Here is a 19220-nt window from a genome sequence, read left to right as displayed (position 1 = left end):
AAGATGGAAAATTTCAATTTTAAACAAAATGTTCTTCGAGAGAATACCAGATTAATAAAAGCATTTGGTGTTAATAATATGTCATTGACAGGTTTTATAGGTTTAGTGGTTACTCTTGCATTTTTACTATTTATAGGAATAAATGAACTAAGTGCCCAAAGTTTTGATCAGAGTAATCTTGATTTTAACGGTAATGGAGGGGTAAGCCAAGGAACATCGCTTATGTACGGTCCTGATGGTAGATTATACGTATTAAATTTAAATGGAACTATAGATATATTCACGATTCAAAAGAATGGGAGCAACGATTATGTGGTCACGGCATCTGAGCAACTTTTGGATGTAAAAAATATACCTAACCATAATGATGATGGGAGTTCAAATAGTGGTGATGATAGGGAGGCAACCGGATTAACGGTAGCTGGGACTGCAGCTAACCCTGTTATTTATGTGACCTCAAGTGATTCTAGGGTTGGTGGTCCAAGTGGTGACTTGGATTTAGATACTAATTCAGGGGTAATTACCCGATTTACATGGTCCGGGAGTTCGTGGAATGTAGTTGATATAGTTAGAGGATTGCCAAGGTCAGAAGAAAATCATGCTACAAACGGTTTAGAATTTGTGACAATTGGAGGAGTTGATTTTCTTATAGTTGCACAAGGTGGGCATACAAATGCCGGGTCTCCGTCCGATAATTTTGCATGGACGACTGAATATGCATTGTCTGCAGCAATACTATCTATCAACTTAGACCTAATAGAAGAAATGCCTATTAATAATGATGGTAGAGATTTTATTTATGATATTCCTACTTTAGATGATCCTACTCGAAGCAATGTAAATGGAATTGAAGATCCTGATGTTCCCGGATATAACGGTGTTGATGTTAATGACCCTTGGGGAGGAAATGACGGATTAAATCAAGCTAAAATAGTATTAGGCGGACCAGTTCAAATTTTTTCACCTGGTTATAGAAATGCCTATGATTTGGTAGTAACTCAATCTGGAGCTGTTTATGTTACCGATAATGGAGCTAACGGTGGCTGGGGTGGTTTTCCCGCTAATGAAGGTGGAGGAAGTGTAACTAACGAGTATAACTCAAGTGAACCAGGAAGTAGTTCAACAATTGGAGGTGAGAAAGTTGATAACAAGGATCACTTAACTTTGGTGACCACAGATATTCAAACGTATTCAAATGGGACATTTTATGGGGGACATCCAGCACCTATTAGGGCTAATCCTGCTTCTGCCGGTCTATATACTAATCCTTCAATTAATAATACGAACAATGCGGTTTATAGAACTTTAATTTACGACCCCACTGGCTTAAAAGGTTCAGGGTATACTACTGACCAAAGTATAGCTTTACCTGTAGATTGGCCTCCTGTACCAATAAGTTTGGCAGATACAGATCAAGGGGATTGGCGAGGTCCTACGGTTTCTAACCCTGACGGTCCGAATGATGCTATTGTAACTGTATGGGATAATAATACCAATGGAATAGATGAGTATACCTCAACAATATTCAGTGGTTCTGAAAGTATGGTAGGAGATTTAATCGCAGGAGAAAATAATGGCGGTATACTAAAAAGAGTTAAACTTAATTCAGATGGTAGTTTAAGTAATTTAACAGACCCCTTTGCATCAGGTCTTGGGGGTAATGCACTTGGTATTACTTGTAATTCAGACGAAGATCCTTTTCCAGGTACCATTTGGGTCGCTACTTTTAATGGTACTATAAAAATTTTAGAACCACAACCTTTAGTAGTTTGTTTGGATCCATCTGACCCTTCTTATTCTGGTTTGGCAGATACAGATCAAGATGGTTATACCAATCAAGATGAAGTTCAAAATAATGTCGATCATTGTAATGGAGGATCTCAGCCCGATGATTTTGATAAAGCAGCTGGTGGTGTATTGGTATCAGATATAAATGATAATGATGATGACAATGATGGTATATTGGATGCGAATGATCCATTTCAATTAGGAAATCCGTTAGATGACGGTACTGATGGGTTTGACCTTCCTGTAGAGAATGAGTTATTTTCCGATAACTTAGTATTAGGAGGTTATAGAGGTCTTGGTTTTACAGGATTAATGAATAATGGAGCGGCAAATCCCAATTGGTCCAATTGGTTAGACGTGGTAGATGAAGGTCCTAATCCTAATGATATTTTAGGAGGTGCAGTTGGAGCTATGACTATGCAGATGACTTCGGGAACTGCGTTAGGAACTGAAAATTCTCAAGAAAAAGGTTTTCAATATGGGGTTAATGTTGATCAGTCGGTAGGTTCATTTATCGTTTCTGGTAAAATATTTGGTTTTACAGATCCAACGCAACTTTATGGAGAACAATCTCCTGCAAATAGCGAATTGGGAATTTTTATTGGTGATGGAACACAAAGTAATTATTTAAAAGTAGTTCTTACGAAAAATGGAATAGTGGCTTTACAAGAAATTAATGATATAGCCCAGACTCCTTTAACAGTTACATTTACAATACCAAATAGACCATCTAATAATGTGATTTTTTCATTTAATATAAATGCAATCAATGCAGATGTAGAAATTTTATATAGCATAGATGGAAATTCTCCTATTTCTTTGGGAACGATTCAAGCATTAGGTTCAATAAAAACAGCCGTACAAGAATCTTCTGAAATATTAGCTGTAGGTTTAATAGGAACATCCAATGAGGCAGGTAAAGAGGTTCAGGGTACTTGGGATTTTCTAAATGTATCTGGAAGTAAACCAATTATATCTCAATCCTTAGTCGATATGGATATTTTGATAGATTCGCCCGATAAAGAATTTGATTTAACCGAATATTTTGACGATGATTTAGGTGTTGGAAATTTAAATTTTACTGTAGCAACCAATACTAATGATGCTGTAGAAGCTGTAATTACAGGTAACATATTAACTTTGAGCTTCCCAGATTCGGAAGCTAGTTCAACAATTACCATAAAAGCAACAGATTCCGATTTTTTATATATCGATCAAACTTTTACGGTAAATGTTATTGAGCAACCAGGGGTTTTATTTAGGGTTAATGCTGGTGGTTCTAGTATAGCCTCAACCGATTTTCCTAATCCAGATTGGACAGGTAATGATGTTGCAGGAGTTTCAAATGGAACCAATTTTAGTGTAAATACAGGTAATATTTCAAATTATACCGGCACTAGTTTGCATTCTTCGGTACCTGATTATGTTCCAGCAGAAATTTTTAATCAAGAAAGGTGGGATCCTGCCCCGTTACCAGAAATGGAATGGTCATTTGATACAGGAAATGGTACATTCACGGTAAATCTATTTATGGCAAATGGTTATGCAGGTACAGCTTCTTCGGGAGAACGTGTATTCGATATAAATATGGAGGGAGCTTTGGTCGTAAACGATAAAGATTTGTCTTCACAATATGGACATAAAATTGGTGTAATGGAAAGTTACCAAGTAACTGTTACTGATGGTGTATTAAACATAGAATTTATTCATGAAACAGAAAACCCCTTAATAAATGCAATTGAAATTTTGGGTGCTGGAGATATTGTCAATTCACCTATAATGATTGACCCTATTGGTAATCAAATAAGTAATTTAAGTGAAACTCCTGAACTAAACGTAACCGCTAGTGGAGGAGATCCTAACGAGAATTTCTCTTTTTCTGCTACTGGTTTACCACCTGGGCTAAGCATTGAGCCAACCCAAGGAGCGATTTTAGGAACTATATCATCGTACGCTACTGATGCAGGACAATATGATGTTACTATTACAGTTAGTAAACCATTATCGACATCTGCAATTTTGAACTTTGCCTGGACGGTAAATGATCCTAATACGACCAATGCGGTATTATATCGAATCAATGCAGGTGGCGGTGTTGTTGCGTCTACTGATGAAGGTATCAATTGGACAGAAGACCAGGCTTTAACTGGTGCCAATGGCAGTGCTCAAAACGGAACACCTTCTTCATTTGTTAATTCTTCAGATGATGATAAAACCTATGGAGCTACTTTACCAAGTACATTCGTTAATGGTACCTCATATCCTAATAGCTTATTTGCCACAGAAAGGTATAACACCTTAAGCGAACCTGAAAATATGCAATGGGACATACCTTTACCACATGGTAATTACACTGTTAATTTAATTTTTGCAGAAATATGGACAGGAGCTAATACGGTTGGGAAACGTGTATTTGATGTTGTATTAGAAGGGGAGATTGTTTTAACTGATTTCGATCAAACTGCAACTTATGGGTTTGCTACGGCCGGTGTTGAGAGTTTTAATGTGGAGGTAAATGATGGAAATTTAGATGTAGATTTTATCAAAGGAATAGAGAACCCTAACATAAAAGGTATAGAGATTATTTCGGGTAGCACTCCTATAAATAGTGATTGGACGAATATTGTTAATCTTACCGAACATACACCAAGGCATGAAAATTCATTTGTTCAATTAGGCGATAAGTTTTACTTGTTTGGTGGTAGGGAAAGTGCTGATAAAATGGATATTTATGACTACACAACAAATACATGGTCACAAGCAGCATCAACAGCTCCTTTTGAATTTAATCATTTTCAAGCTGTTGCTTATGAAGGGTTAATATGGGTTATAGGATCTTTTAAGGATAATAGCTATCCAAACGAAACACCAGCGGATAATATTTACATGTACGACCCCATTGAGGATTCTTGGATACAAGGTCCACCCATACCTAATAGCAGAAAAAGAGGTTCTTCTGGGTTGGTTATGTATAATAATAAATTCTATATAGTAGCCGGTAATACAATTGGTCATAATGGTGGTTATATACCTTGGTTTGATGAATTTGATCCAGCTACCGGAGAGTGGACTGTACTTGATGATGCACCTCATTCAAGAGATCATTTTCATGCTACTGTCGTAGATAATAAACTATTTGTAGTTGGCGGAAGGTTAACTGGGGGAGAAGGAGGAACATTTGCACCGGTAATATCTGAAGTAGATGTATACAATTTTACAACTGGTAATTGGTCAACTTTACCAGCTTCTGCAAATCTGCCTACTCCTCGTGCAGCATCTGCTACCGTTAATTTTAACGGGAAAGTAGTAGTAATTGGAGGTGAAGGAAATGGACAGGCGTATGTTAATACCGATGAATTGGATGTTAAAACCAATACATGGTCATCACTAAGTGACCTTAATAATCCTCGTCATGGTACTCAAGGTATAGTTTCTGGTGATGGTATTTGGATTTCTTCTGGATCTCCTAATCAGGGAGGTGGAAATCAGAATAATATGGAATTATACGGGACGGATAACCCGATAGGTACCTCCATTTTGCCCAGTGTTTTAACTGCACCTCCTACATTATCTTTGGAAGAAGGGGAATCGAAAGATTTATTAATTGAAGTATCTGGTGGAAATCAAGGTGTGTATATTCATTCAATGACTTTGACAGGATCAAATACAACAAATTTTAATATAGTTGGTCCAACAAGCTTTTTAATAGAGGCTGGGTCAACAGAAACAATTGAAATTGAACATGTTGGTACTGAATCGGGCGATGCTGCAACATTAATTTTAGGCTATGGAAATAATAATTCAATAACAATTAGTATTTCAAGTGGCGAAGGTAATCCAACTTCAGGATTACCTCCTGTAGTAACTAATCCCGGAGCTCAAATGAGTGTAGATGGAGAAAATGTTAGCTTGCAGGTTGTGGCTAATGATGAAAATACAGATTCATGTGGACCATTAAGCTATTCGGCCACTAATTTGCCGCCTAATTTAACTATTGATTCTGCTACTGGCTTAATTTCAGGAAGCATAATTGGTGGATCTGGTAGTGGCGTAGCTGGTGCTTTTAAAGAGAATAATGGTATAGTTATTTTTGAGGCTGAAACTGATTTTATAGATACTACAGGAGGATGGAATCTTGAAACGGAATCGGGAAACACTTATATGGCGGCAAGTACGGATCATTTTGGTAATCTAAACGGGCAAAGCGTAAATTACAATGTGGAAATAACTACTCCAGGAGTATATCGATTCCACATGAAATCCAAAATTTCGGGCTCATCATCTACAGACCAAAATGATACTTGGTTTAAAATAGAGAATACTTCTGATGTCCATTTCTTTACGGTTCAAGGAGGGTCTCTTACTGGAACTCAACAATTTTTAAATGAATTGAATGATTCGCAAAGTACCTCCAAAACGTTGTATTGGCCTAAAGGTAATGCTCAAGGAAGGTCAGATCACGGCAATGAAAACCCTGGAATCAATGGTTTTTTTAAAGTTTACACCAATACCATTTCTAATTCTTGGACTACAAATACCATAGATAACAATGGTTGGCCGATTTATGCCTATTTTGAAAACCCTGGCACATATGAGATAACCATGAGTGAGCGTTCAGAGGGGCATATGATTGACCGTCTAGCATTAACTTTAATAGATGGAATCGCGGGTACTGGTGTGAATAATTCAATATTGAATGGCTCACCATCTGAACAAAATGTAGGAGCTACTCTTGGGGCCTCGGAGAATAGTCCATATAACGTCGCCATAACTGTGACCGATGCTTGTGAGCCATCTTCCAGTACTATGGTAGAATTCAATTGGAATGTAACGGCACAACCGGTTGGAAATCCCGAAGCTATAGTACAAGTAACACCTGGCGATGAGTTAGAGGCGTCAACTTATGGAAATAACTCATTTGTTATTAGTAATACTGGTGATGATGATATAGTAAATATCACTATTAATACAGCTACGGGGTATATGATGGATGTTGTCTTTGATCCGGTAGGTACTGCAGGAGATAGTGTTGCAAAATGCTTGTCGGCGGGTGATGCCGGTAATACTTCTAGTACTGTTGGGTTGAGCGTGCCTGGCAATGGAGGGTCAGATACTGCTGATTGTATAAGTGTATTTGACCAACCTCATAATGGTATTAATAATGCAGAGGGATTTGATGTTTTAACTTTGAATTTTACAGATTTTAATCCAGGGGAATCATTTGCTTTTGGTGTTGATATTGATCCTACAACTATTAAAGGCGATTTGTCTTCTGGTGATGCTGGGTCTATATCAGGATTTGAATTAATTGGAGCTACGGTAAATGTAGAATTTGCTAGCGGGGTAATTTATTCAACTAGTTTGTATGACGAAGGTTCATTGGGTGGATCAGATGCAGTAGTAAACAGTACAAGTAATTCATTGGTTGCACCAAGTATTTTGGTTGATGGGTCAGCTGCTTCACGTATTGCAACGCAAGCAAACCAAGTAGTACAAGTTATGGGAGAACCAAACGCTATGGTTAGTTTATTACGTGTTGATGGAAGATTACATATTGATGCGGGCAATCCTACAATTGGCTATGATATTGATCCATTTGAAGCTAATGAAGCCTTGGTCAAAGAATTGTATACTGCACAGCTTGACGCTTCGGGATTAGCAAATATTCCGGTTGTATTAACTGAAACAATGGGAACTGCCGGAACACCTAATGGAGGTATTAACCATTTTATAGCCGTGGTTACTGGTGATAATGGCATAAACAGTGTAGCTTCTAATACCATAGTTTTAGATTATGACCCGTCTGCTGCGCAATCTGATTTAACCATTTCTTACAGTTTGCAAGGTCGTACAGATTATTCAATTGATTTATCTGTAGCTGTTTATGAAGTAGGTTCTTCAATTCCATTAATAGAATTTACACCAACAGGTAATACTGGTGGAGAAGCACAAATAATAGGTATTCCATTAGGTACTTATGAAGTAGCTGTTAAATCTGGGATGCATCTGCAAAAAGTTTCAACTCTAACTTTAGAAGCAGGGGATAACAGTTTGGATATTGGGGAACTTAGAGTAGGAGATGCTAATAATGATAATACAATAGGTTTAGAGGACTATTCGTTTCTAGTTACCACATTCAACTTGAATTCAAGTGATGATAATTATGATTCTCAAGCCGATTTTAATGGAGACGGTGCTGTAGGTTTAGAGGATTTTTCACTTTTGGTATCTAATTTTAATGTCGAGGGTGAATTGCCTAGTGGGTTCTAAATCTTAAAATATACATGTAAATAACAGAAAAGGAGACCAAAATGGTCTCCTTTTTTATATCAAATTGAAAAATTTTATTCTTCCATAGAATGGTATACATTCTGTACATCATCATCTTCTTCTAGTTTTTCTAGAAGTTTTTCAACATCTGCGGCTTCTTCTTCGTTTAGTTTTTTTGTGACTTGAGGTATGCGTTCAAATCCTGATGATAAAATTTCTATATCACGGTTTTCCAATTCTTTTTGTAAAGCTCCAAAACTTTCAAATGGCCCGTAGATTAATATTCCATCATCGTCTACAAAAACTTCTTCGGCACCAAAATCAATCAATTCTAATTCTAGCTCTTCTGGGTCAATACCATCTGCAGGTATTCTAAAATTACAGGTATGGTCAAACATAAACTCCACAGAGCCTGAAGTACCTAGGTTACCATTACATTTATTAAAATAACTTCTAACATTGGCAACCGTACGTGTGTTATTATCCGTAGCAGTTTCTACTAAAACAGCAATTCCGTGAGGTGCATATCCTTCAAATAATACTTCTTTGTAATCACCGAGACTTTTATCGCTTGCCCTTTTTATAGCACGTTCAACATTGTCTTTTGGCATGTTGACCGACTTGGCATTTTGTATAACGGCTCTTAATCTTGAATTAGAATCTGGATCCGGACCGCCTTCTTTTACAGCCATCACAATATCTTTGCCGATACGAGTAAAGGCTTTGGACATTGCAGACCATCTTTTCATTTTACGTGCTTTTCTAAATTCAAAAGCTCTTCCCATGGTAAATTATTTTAAACAAATGTACAAAAACGGTCAAAGTTCAGAAATCATTACATAAATTTCGTGACTACCATTTTTAACTATTAGTATTGGTTCTTAAAATTCACTTTCTATAATATCTTCTATTGTTCTAGCCAAAACAAAATCTTTTTCGGTAACACCATTGGCATCATGAGTGTTTAATCGAATATTCAAAGTATTGTAAACATTGCTCCAATCTGGGTGGTGACCTTGAGCTTCGCATTCAAAAGCAATACGTGTCATTACCGAGAAAGCCTCTTTAAAATTTTTAAATTCAAATGTGGTTTCTATTGCTCCGTCTACATACTCCCATCCGTCCAGTTGACCTAAATAGTCAGCAATTTGTTGATCCGTAAATTTTTCCATTTCTTTCATAATTGTTTTAATTTAAAACATGATGGTCAATAATATCTTGAAAAGTAAATTGTAAATTTTTGGGTAATTTATTGGTTTTGGGCAACACAGCTAAATACCTGTCTTCATTGGTGGTATACACTCTTTTTATTATAGGGTTAAAATTACCTACTCGTTCTAATATTTCTTTAATAAAATCTTCATGGTGTGTTAAGTCGTTACTTCCTAAATGATAAATACCCGATTTGTTTCTATTAATAAGATAATGAATTTGCTGGGTAAGCTTATCATCATTCGTAACATTTAATATCAAATTAGGAAAAACTTCTACAGGCTCATTTTCAATGATGGATTTTTTCATGGCCTTAATTCTTGGTGACCCGTTACCAAATACCATGGGTACGCGTAATATTGCCATTTTTTCTTTGGGTAAACGTAACAGCATATTTTCAATCTTTATTTTTAATCTACCATAAACACTCTCAGATAAGGTTTTGTCCATTTCGTAAGAGGGGTATTTGCTATACGCATCAAAAACATTGGCAGATGAAATAAAATAAAACTTGCATTTTTCTTGTGCTACATATTTGGTTAAATGGTCATGGGCTATAACCAAGGCAGCAAAGTTTCCTCGTAAGGCCGAAATTATAATTTGAGGTTTTATCTCTTCTAAAATTTCTACAATATCGTCTTCTTCAATATTATAGTGAACAAATTGTTTGTTGGATGAGAATGAATTGGCAGCATGGCAGTAGGTGCCATAGGTATCAAAATAATTACAAAGCTCTTTGTAAATCGCGTTACCTATAAAGCCGCTTGCTCCAAGAATCAGTATTTTTTTTGTGTCTATTTTCAAAAAATGGAAAGTTCTGTTTCGGTAGTCAATTTTTCCAAGGCAAGCATACCTATTTTTGAGTTTCCTTTTGGGTTAAGTCCAGGAGACCATGTGGCTACACAAAATTTATTTGGCAATAATGCTACAATTCCACCACCAACGCCACTTTTGCCGGGTAGTCCGACTTCAAATGCAAATTCACCTGCTTCGTCATAAAAACCGCATGTAAGCATTATAGCATTAATACGCTTAACTTGTGATAAGGTTAAATATGCTTTGTTCCTTCTACATTTACCATGATTCATGAACATGTAGAAAACATGCGTTAATTGTTCGCAGCTCATGGAAAGTGAACACTGATGGAAATAAAAATCTAGAACAACTTCTACATCATTATTTAAATTATCATATGATTTTAATAGATTGGCAGCCGCAAAATTTCTGAATCCTGTTTCTTTTTCAGAAATGGCTACAGATTCATCATAAGTGATGCTGTCATCATTTGCTATATTACGAACAAATGTCAAAAAATCATCTTTAGGGTGCTCTAGTTGGGATACCAAAATATCAGCAATAACAATAGCTCCAGGGTTTATTAAAGGGTTTCTTGGAATGCCATTTTCTAGCTCTAATAAAGAAAGGTGATTAAATGGATCACCAGAGGGCTCGACATCTACTCGTTTCCATACATCTTCACCAATAAGGTTCAAAGCCAATGATAACGTTAATACTTTAGAAATACTCTGAATTGAAAAAAGTTCATGAGAATCCCCAGCTGAAAAGTTTTTCTGTTGGCTGTCAATGAGATGGATGCCAAAATGTTTTACATCTATCTTTGCCAATTGCGGAATATAATCTGCAATTTCACCTCTTTCCTTTACGTTGGAAGCATCATCATTTATAGCATTTAAAACGCTTTGAAAGTCTATCATTTACTTTTGTAAAAAGGTAATTTAACTATAGTTGCAGGAATAGCTTTTTTTCTGATCTGAATATTGATTTTGCTACCTATATCTGTAAAAATAGTAGGTACGTATCCAAGACCAATTCCCGTTCCCATTGATGGTGACATTGTACCAGAGGTTACTTCACCAATAGTTTTACCGTTACCATCTACAATATCATAACCTTGTCTAGGTATGCCACGTTCATCTAATTCAAAAGCTACTAATTTACGTTCAGGTCCATGCTGCTTTTCTTTTTGTAAAGCTTCTGAGTTAACAAAATCCTTTGTGAATTTTGTAATCCAACCAAGTCCGGCTTCGATAGGAGAGGTCGAATCATTAATATCGTTTCCATATAGACAATAGCCCATTTCTAGTCTTAAAGTGTCTCTTGCCGCCAAACCTATTGGCTTGATGCCAAAATCAGCACCTGCTTCGAAGACCTTGTCCCAAATTTGCTTTACCTCTTCATTTTTGCAATAAATTTCAAATCCCCCAGAACCGGTATATCCGGTTGCGGAAATAATAACGTTTTCTATACCGGCAAAATCTGCAACTTCAAAATGATAGAACTTAATTTCGGCAAGATTCACAGAAGTTAGTGTCTGCATAGCTTCTACAGCTTTTGGCCCTTGTATGGCTAAAAGAGAATATCCTTCAGATATATTTCGCATATCTGCATTAAAATCTGTGTTGTATGATGAGATATGATTCCAATCTTTCTCAATGTTAGAGGCGTTTACTACCAATAAGTATTGCTCTTCTTTTATCTTATATACAATAAGGTCATCAACTATACCTCCATTTTCGTTGGGTAAACAGCTGTATTGAGCTCTGCCAATAGTTAATTTTGAGGCGTCGTTCGATGTAACTTTTTGTATTAAGTCTAAAGCATTCGCACCTGAGATTAAAAACTCGCCCATGTGCGATACGTCAAAAACCCCAACGCCATTACGTACGGTTTCATGCTCGGCATTGACACCTTCGTAAGAAACAGGCATGTTATAACCGGCAAAAGGAACCATTTTGGCACCTAGAGATTCATGTGTTGTAGTAAGCGCAGTATTTTTCATTTTATTTATTTTATTGGCGATACAAATTTATCGAAAATAAATAGAAGCAAATGTGGCTTAACCTTGAATTGAGAAAATATTATAAACTAAAAATAACTAGGAGTTTAAAAGATATTTTTTTAGATCATCATATGTTGAGATTTTAATAGATGACTTTGTTTTACCCATTACCTTTTCTATCTGAGCGGGAATTTCTAATTTTTCATCAAGGGTTTCTTCAACGATATCCAAGAACTTCACAGGGTGTGCAGTTTCTAAAAATATACCGTAAGTATCAGGATGTTGTTCTTGATATTTTTTGAGCCCTAAATAGCCCACTGCCCCATGTGGGTCTGCGATATATCCGTTGATATTATGAATTTCCTTTAAGGCTTTTTTGGTTTCGTCATCTGTAAATGGATAAGATGATAAATTTTCTTTTAAAGCATCAAAATTGTCTTGAAACAAATGTCTGATTCTAATAAAATTACTAGGGTCGCCAACATCCATAGCATTAGATATTGTTGCTGTTGATGGTTTGGGGTTGTACTCTTTTGTTTGCATGAATTGTGGCACGGTGTCATTTACATTTGTAGATGCTACAAAATGTTTTACGGGCATACCCAAACGCTGCGCCATTAAACCTGCACAAATATTACCGAAATTACCAGATGGCACAGAAAAAACTATCTCTTTTCCTTTTGATTTCGCCTGTTTGTATGCAAAAAGGAAATAAAACAACTGTGGTAACCAGCGAGCCACGTTAATGGAGTTGGCAGAGGTTAATTTCATATTGTCAAGTAGTTCCTTATCCAAGAATGCATTTTTAACCATAGCTTGGCAATCGTCGAACATGCCGTCAACTTCTAGAGCTGTAATATTTTTGCCTAAAGTAGTTAATTGCTTTTCTTGAATATCACTTACTTTACCGCTAGGATAGAGTATAACGACATTTACGCCTTCTACTCCTAAAAAACCATTGGCTACAGCACCACCAGTATCACCGGAGGTTGCCACAAGAACTGTGACCTCATTTTTTGTAGCTCTAGAAAAATAACCTAGGCACTGCGCCATAAAGCGAGCACCAACATCTTTAAAAGCCATCGTAGGACCGTGAAATAGCTCTAAAGTACCAATGTTCTCAGTAATATCGACTACCGGAAAATCAAAGTCTAGAACTTCCTTTAAAATGTCTTTCAATATATCATCGGGTACAACCTCAGTTACGAATTGATGAATTGCGGTAAATGCAATTTCTTCATTAGAAAGGTTTTCGATTTCTTCGAAAAAAGAACTAGGTAATGGAGAAATTTTTTCTGGAAAATATAAGCCTTTGTCTGGGGCAATACCATTGACGACGGCAGTGTCAAAGGAAACTTGCGGAGCTGTATTGTTTAAACTATAGAATTTCAAGATGTAATTTTTTAACTGTTAATATCAAGGTGTTTTAACTTATAATAGCTTAACGCCTTCCATATTTATTTTAGAGACATGAATTTCATAATCAATGCCGATTTTGTCGTACACCGTTTTCATGGCTTCACCTACCTTTACGGCAGTTTCTTCTCCTTTGCTAAATGCAAAAATAGAAGGTCCTGATCCAGATATGCCAGAACCTAAAGCACCGGCTTCTAAAGAAACTTTTTTAACTTCATCAAAACCGGGAATTAAGATAGAACGTATAGGTTCTACAATATGATCCTCTAATGAACGACCAATTAAGTCATAGTCTTTTTTGAATAATCCCGCTATTAATCCGCCAACATTTCCCCATTGCTTAATACCTGTTTCCATCGATATGGTGGTCTTTAAAACCTTTCTGGAATCCGAAGTTTTAATTTCTATCTGTGGGTGAATTATCGTAACGTATAATTCGCTTGGAGCAGGAATATCTATAACGTCTAACGGACTATAGCTTCTAACCAAGGTAAAACCACCAAATAGGGCAGGGGCAACATTATCTGCATGTGCAACATCGCTAGCCAAGCGTTCACCTTCCATAGCAAATTTAACTAATTCGGTTTTGCTGAACGGGTTGCCCAATAAATGGTTCATTGCCCATACGGCACCCGCAGAACTTGCGGCACTGCTACCAATACCGCTGCCAGGCTTAATTTTTTTATCGATTTCTATCTCAAATCCGCCATCATAATCAGAAGCCAATAAAAAAGCATTACCGGCAACACCGGCAACATTGTTTAATGTCTCTTTTGGTAAATCTTGTCCGGTAAGTTTTGTTATTTTAATGCCTTTTTGCGATACTTTTCTAACTACCATTTCATCACCCACCGAGTCTAGGGCAACGCCAAGAACATCAAATCCGCACGATACATTGGCAACCGTAGCAGGACAAAAGACTTTAATTTCATTTTTATTCATAATTGACACCGTTGTTATGAAATTTAGAAATTACCAATACGGATAATATCTGCAAAAATTCCAGAGGCTGTAACCGCAGCACCTGCACCAGCACCTTTAATAATCATTGGTTGGTTAGGATATCTTTCCGTATAGAAAAGTACAATATTATCGCTACCTTCCAGATTGTAGAAATCATGACCTTTTGGTATTTCCTGTATCCCTACACTAGCTTTTCCGTTGTCAAATTGAGCAACATACTTTAGTTTGCTATCTGCATTTTTAGCACTTGCGTATAAGGATTGAAAATGAGGTTCATGTTTAACTAAAGAAGCAAAGAAATCATCATTGTTATCAGTGTTCAAACTTTCTTCAGGTAAGAACGGGTTGTTGGTAATGTCACTGATTTCCAACTGATTTCCGCTCTCGCGTGCTAAGATTAAAATTTTACGCATTACATCAACACCACTTAAATCAATTTTTGGATCAGGTTCTGTATAACCCTCTTCCTGAGCCTGTTTCACCACATCATGAAAAGTAGTTTGATCATTGAAGTTATTAAAAACAAAGTTTAAACTACCGGATAAAACAGCTTGAATTTTCAAGATTTTATCACCCGATGCAATTAAGTGTTTTAATGTGTCAATAATAGGTAACCCTGCACCAACATTAGTTTCAAATAAGAAGGGTGCGTTATAAGTTCTCGCTAATGATTTTAAATGCGAATAGTTTTCAAATTCTGACGAACAAGCAATTTTATTACAGGTTACTACAGATATGCTATTGCCTAAATATTCACTGTACGTTTTAGAAACTTCTTCACTTGCTGTATTGTCTACAAAAATGCTGTTTCTGTAGTTTAGGCTATTCACTAACTCCAAAAATTTGACTTTATCAGCTTTTTCGCCATTGGCAAGTTTAGTAGACCAATCGTTTAAGTCTATTCCTTTTTCATTAAAGAGCATTGTTCTAGAGTTAGACATTCCTATTACTCTAATGTTCAATTTTAGATTTTCTTTTAAGAATTTACGTTGCTCTCTAATTTGCTCTAAAAACTTAGCACCAACATTACCGACACCCATTACAAAAAGGTTCAGTTGCTTAATATTCTCTTCGAAAAACTCTTCGTGCAAGGCGTTCAAAGCTTTTTTTACATCTTTTTCGTCAATTATGCATGAAATGTTACGTTCTGAAGCACCTTGAGCAATAACCCTAATATTTACATTGTTTTTGCCAAGAGTACTGAACATTTTACCACTTAGACCTTGGTGGCTTTTCATATTATCGCCAACCAAGGCAACGATGGCTAAATCTTTTTCAGGAATAACTGTTTTAATACGACCTCTTTCAATTTCGTATTCAAAAGCTTCATTAACGATACTTATAGCTTTTTCTACATCATCGGCAGAAATACCAACGCATATAGAATGCTCAGAAGAAGCTTGGGTAATTAAAACAACACTAATATCTGCTTGAGAAAGTACTTCAAAAAAGCGTTTAGAAATTCCTGGAATACCAACCATACCCGGACCTTCTAACGATAAAAGTGCAATATTGCCTATATGGCTGATACCACGTACCGTTTTACCTTTTTCATTTTTAGACTTGGTAATTAGAGTACCGTCTTTTTCAGGGCTAAAAGTGTTTTTAATTACTATGGATATTCCTTTGGCGAGAACAGGTTGAATAGTCGGTGGATAAAGTACTTTAGCTCCGAAATGCGATAATTCCATTGCCTCCTCATAGGAAATATGTGGAATGGCCTTCGCTTGTTTTACCATTTTTGGGTTGGCAGTATACATACCGCTCACATCTGTCCAGATTTCTAAAATATCTGCATCAACAGCTGCAGCATAAATTGCAGCGGTAAAATCTGATCCACCTCTACCTAAAGTCGTTGAAACCCCATCTTCTGATGTTGCAATAAAACCAGGACAAACAGTAATTTGTTTTGTTGAAGAATTAAAATAATCGGCACAATTGGCATTGGTTACTTTAAAGTTTACCACATTCTTGCCGTTTAGTTTATGCGTAATTATAAGTTCTCTACTGTCTTTAAAAGAGGCATTTAGCTGTTCGTTGATTAAATACTCGCTTATAATATATGAAGATAGCAACTCACCGTAGCTAACAATTTTGTCTGATAATTTTGGTGTTATTTCACCAATAAAAAAAGCACCTTCTAGTAAGGTTTCAAGTACGTTGAATTCACTTTTTACTTTGCTAAGTACTTTACTTTGAGTGGTTACGGGAATTAATTCTTTTACGGCAGATAAGTGCCTTTCTTCTAAAGTATTAAGTATTTCTTTATACTTTTTATCTTGTGCAGATGCCAAAGCACCGGCTTGTAACAATAAATCCGTTACTCCTCCAAAAGCAGAAACAACCAATATAATAGGGTCGTTGTACTTTGAGATTATATTTTTAATTTTAACTATATTTTCTGGTTTGGCTACAGATGAACCACCAAATTTTAGAACTTTCATGTTATTGAAATATTGACTTTGTAATTAAGATATGGTGTAATTAAACACGGGTACGGAGAAATATAGATTTTACCCCCAAGGGGTGAACCATGTAGTTGTAGAACCATAAATAATGGTAGCTGAAGTGAAATTGAATTTTATGTCTGTCTTATTGCAGTCCATAATACTAATGGTTGAGGGTCAAAAGTAGTACATTTGATAACTTAAACAAATCATTCCACAATTTTTTACGGAATAGTTATTTTTTAGATATAAATACAAGAAAGAATGAAATTATATAGTGCAAAACAGATTTATAAAGCAGATCAGATTTCTATTAAAAAAGAAGAAATTGAAAGTAACGAACTCATGGAACGTGCTGCTTTACAACTCTTCAATTGGATGCATTTACGCATGCAAGGAGCCCAAGTGAAAATTCATTTATTCTGTGGTATTGGTAATAATGGAGGCGACGGTATTGCCCTTGCAAGGCATCTTGTAGATCATGGCTATAATATAGAAGTGTATGTTGTAAATTATAGTGAAAAGAGGTCTAAAGACTTTTTGATCAATCTAGACCGATTAAAAGACCGTAAGGTTTGGCCAAGTTTTATGAATTCTGATGATCAGCTTCCAGAAATTGGAAGGGATGATATAATTGTTGACGGAATTTTTGGAATAGGATTAAATAGAACTCCAGATGCATGGGTAGCTAAAGTGATTCAGCATTTAAACAATTCCCAGGCATTCATTTTGTCTATTGATATTCCGTCAGGATTGTTTACAGATCAAGGTCCTGATGATTTTGATACCATTATACAATCTAACTACGTCTTAAGTTTTCAAACTCCTAAACTTGTTTTCTTTTTACCGGAAACAGGTGGTTTTATTGAGCAATGGGAGGTTTTGGATATAGGTTTAGACCCAGAGTATTTGATGCAAACCGAAACGGAATATGAATTGATAGGTAAAAATGAAGTGCTTACCTTATATAAACCGCGTGAAAAATACGGGCATAAAGGTACATATGGACATTCATTGATTGCTGGTGGAAGTTATGGTAAAATGGGGTCGGTTTGTCTTTCTTCTAAAGCCGCTCTTTATGCAGGTAGTGGTCTTGTAACCTCTTTTGTTCCTAAAATAGGGTATTCCATTTTACAGACGGCATTACCCGAAATAATGGTAATGACCGATGCAGGCGATAATGAACTTACCGATATAAAATTTGATATTGAACCAAGTGTGGTAGGTATCGGTATGGGGATGGGAACAAGTGATGCCACGGTAAAAACTTTTAGTGAATTTTTAAAGCATAATAAATTGCCATTGGTAATTGATGCGGATGGACTTAATATACTCTCTAAGAATAAAGAATTATTAAAGTACTTGCCTGATAATACGATTTTAACACCTCACCCAAAAGAATTGGAAAGATTGATTGGTAGTTGGAAAGATGACTTTGAAAAGCTTAAAATGGTTAAGGCGTTTTCAAAAAAGTATAATTGTTTGGTAGTAGTTAAGGGAGCGCACACTATTGTGGTTAACAAGGAAAAAGGCTACTTGAATACAACCGGAAACCCAGGTATGGCCACGGCAGGAACAGGAGATGTGTTAACGGGAATATTAACAGGGTTATTGGCGCAGGGTTACTCAGCATTAGATGCTGCAATTTTTGGTGTCTATTTGCATGGTAGATCAGGTGATATTGCAGTAGAGTCTACTGGTTTTCAGTCTTTAACAGCTTCTCATGTTATTGAGAATTTGGCAAACGCATATTTAGATTTGTTTAAAATGCCAGAGCAGCCGGTTACTGAAGAAGAAAATCAGTCAAATTAACTGTTCTTAAGAATTTACCCTTCTTTTTACCCATTTTAAAGCGTTATCAAATTCGATGAAGAATTTCATTGGCTTTTTGTAAAATAGTTTTTCAATCTTGAAGTTGTGCATATCAATTTCTTTGACAGATACAATGGCAAAAGCTTTAAGATTGTCTAATTGTTTTAAGTAGTTGTAGATGGTAGGATCTATGGCAAATGAGTGTTTACGAAGACTTATAAATCCAAAATTCTTTTCTCTAAAATGAATTTCTGCAATACCGATAATTTGATAAGCTCTTTCTAGCGTTAAAGTAGCTCCCTCGTCAAAAATCGATACCATATAATTGTCATAAACTTGAATTTTTCCTGTTTCTAATTCGTACTCCCGCACAATTACCTTTTTCTTGGTAGATCCTAACTTCATTCTTTTCGTATTTATATAGTGTGTCTAAGGCGAAAGTAGAATGAAGTTCATTCTTTGGGTAAATTTTTAGTTTAAACGCGAAAATATCGTTTATACTGCGTGTACCT

The 19220-nt window shown here is 36.1% G+C and carries 11 protein-coding genes; 2 read left to right on the top strand and 9 right to left on the bottom strand.

Annotation, left to right across the window (positions count from 1 at the left end; all coding sequences use genetic code 11):
* Positions 1–3: 3 nt before the first annotated feature.
* Positions 4–8058, top strand: a complete 8055-nt coding sequence (locus tag EXIGUO8A_RS01520) for a malectin domain-containing carbohydrate-binding protein (protein WP_236564411.1) — start codon at positions 4–6, stop codon at positions 8056–8058.
* A 74-nt stretch (positions 8059–8132) separates the two neighbouring features.
* On the opposite strand, the gene EXIGUO8A_RS01515 is transcribed toward EXIGUO8A_RS01520, so the two are convergent.
* From EXIGUO8A_RS01515 to thrA, 8 genes are all read right to left on the bottom strand, one after another.
* Positions 8133–8843: a YebC/PmpR family DNA-binding transcriptional regulator gene (locus EXIGUO8A_RS01515; protein WP_116769790.1), complete on the bottom strand. Its 711-nt coding sequence runs from the start codon at positions 8841–8843 to the stop codon at positions 8133–8135.
* A gap of 96 nt (positions 8844–8939) precedes the next feature.
* Entirely contained in the window at positions 8940–9230 is a 291-nt protein-coding gene (locus tag EXIGUO8A_RS01510; RefSeq protein ID WP_058105510.1) for a 4a-hydroxytetrahydrobiopterin dehydratase, read from the bottom strand.
* A gap of 16 nt (positions 9231–9246) precedes the next feature.
* Complete coding sequence (locus EXIGUO8A_RS01505) at positions 9247–10074, bottom strand: sugar nucleotide-binding protein (protein WP_159301680.1); 828 nt, start codon at positions 10072–10074, stop codon at positions 9247–9249.
* Positions 10071–10985 carry a glutaminase gene (locus tag EXIGUO8A_RS01500; protein ID WP_159301679.1) on the bottom strand — a complete coding sequence of 305 codons (915 nt, stop codon included), beginning with the start codon at positions 10983–10985 and terminating at the stop codon, positions 10071–10073. The genes EXIGUO8A_RS01505 and EXIGUO8A_RS01500 overlap by 4 nt, the downstream gene beginning before the upstream one ends.
* Entirely contained in the window at positions 10982–12070 is a 1089-nt protein-coding gene (gcvT, locus tag EXIGUO8A_RS01495; RefSeq protein WP_159301678.1) for a glycine cleavage system aminomethyltransferase GcvT, read from the bottom strand. Before gcvT ends, EXIGUO8A_RS01500 begins: the two co-directional genes overlap by 4 nt.
* A 96-nt stretch (positions 12071–12166) precedes the next feature.
* Entirely contained in the window at positions 12167–13462 is a 1296-nt protein-coding gene (gene thrC / locus EXIGUO8A_RS01490) for a threonine synthase (protein ID WP_159301677.1), read from the bottom strand.
* Positions 13463–13501: 39 nt separating this feature from the next.
* Positions 13502–14428, bottom strand: coding sequence for a homoserine kinase (locus EXIGUO8A_RS01485; protein WP_159301676.1), 927 nt, complete (start codon positions 14426–14428; stop codon positions 13502–13504).
* A gap of 23 nt (positions 14429–14451) precedes the next feature.
* Entirely contained in the window at positions 14452–16893 is a 2442-nt protein-coding gene (gene thrA, locus EXIGUO8A_RS01480) for a bifunctional aspartate kinase/homoserine dehydrogenase I (protein ID WP_159301675.1), read from the bottom strand.
* Between the two features lie 267 nt (positions 16894–17160).
* Between thrA and EXIGUO8A_RS01475 the strand changes: the two genes are divergently transcribed.
* Positions 17161–18708 (top strand): NAD(P)H-hydrate dehydratase, encoded by a 1548-nt coding sequence (locus tag EXIGUO8A_RS01475; RefSeq protein WP_159301674.1) that lies wholly within the window; start codon positions 17161–17163, stop codon positions 18706–18708.
* Positions 18709–18714: 6 nt separating this feature from the next.
* Here EXIGUO8A_RS01475 and EXIGUO8A_RS01470 read toward each other — a convergent pair whose 3' ends face one another.
* Complete coding sequence (locus EXIGUO8A_RS01470) at positions 18715–19113, bottom strand: STAS/SEC14 domain-containing protein (RefSeq protein WP_116769782.1); 399 nt, start codon at positions 19111–19113, stop codon at positions 18715–18717.
* Between the last annotated feature and the right edge of the window lie 107 nt (positions 19114–19220).

Source organism: Maribacter litoralis, assembly GCF_902506355.1.
In the GTDB taxonomy this organism is placed as follows: domain Bacteria; phylum Bacteroidota; class Bacteroidia; order Flavobacteriales; family Flavobacteriaceae; genus Maribacter; species Maribacter litoralis.
Note: the sequence above shows the minus strand (reverse complement) of the source record. Positions and strands in the feature narration are given on the sequence as shown.

Bases quoted from the DNA above. Each gene is read 5' to 3' on its own strand.
- EXIGUO8A_RS01500 (WP_159301679.1), bottom strand. From the start codon at position 10,985: ATGATAGACTTTCAAAGCGTTTTAAATGCTATAAATGATGATGCTTCC.
- EXIGUO8A_RS01520 (WP_236564411.1), top strand. From the start codon at position 4: ATGGAAAATTTCAATTTTAAACAAAATGTTCTTCGAGAGAATACCAGA.
- thrA (WP_159301675.1), bottom strand. From the start codon at position 16,893: ATGAAAGTTCTAAAATTTGGTGGTTCATCTGTAGCCAAACCAGAAAAT.
- gcvT (WP_159301678.1), bottom strand. From the start codon at position 12,070: ATGAAAAATACTGCGCTTACTACAACACATGAATCTCTAGGTGCCAAA.
- EXIGUO8A_RS01510 (WP_058105510.1), bottom strand. From the start codon at position 9,230: ATGGAAAAATTTACGGATCAACAAATTGCTGACTATTTAGGTCAACTG.
- EXIGUO8A_RS01485 (WP_159301676.1), bottom strand. From the start codon at position 14,428: ATGAATAAAAATGAAATTAAAGTCTTTTGTCCTGCTACGGTTGCCAAT.
- EXIGUO8A_RS01475 (WP_159301674.1), top strand. From the start codon at position 17,161: ATGAAATTATATAGTGCAAAACAGATTTATAAAGCAGATCAGATTTCT.
- EXIGUO8A_RS01515 (WP_116769790.1), bottom strand. From the start codon at position 8,843: ATGGGAAGAGCTTTTGAATTTAGAAAAGCACGTAAAATGAAAAGATGG.
- EXIGUO8A_RS01470 (WP_116769782.1), bottom strand. From the start codon at position 19,113: ATGAAGTTAGGATCTACCAAGAAAAAGGTAATTGTGCGGGAGTACGAA.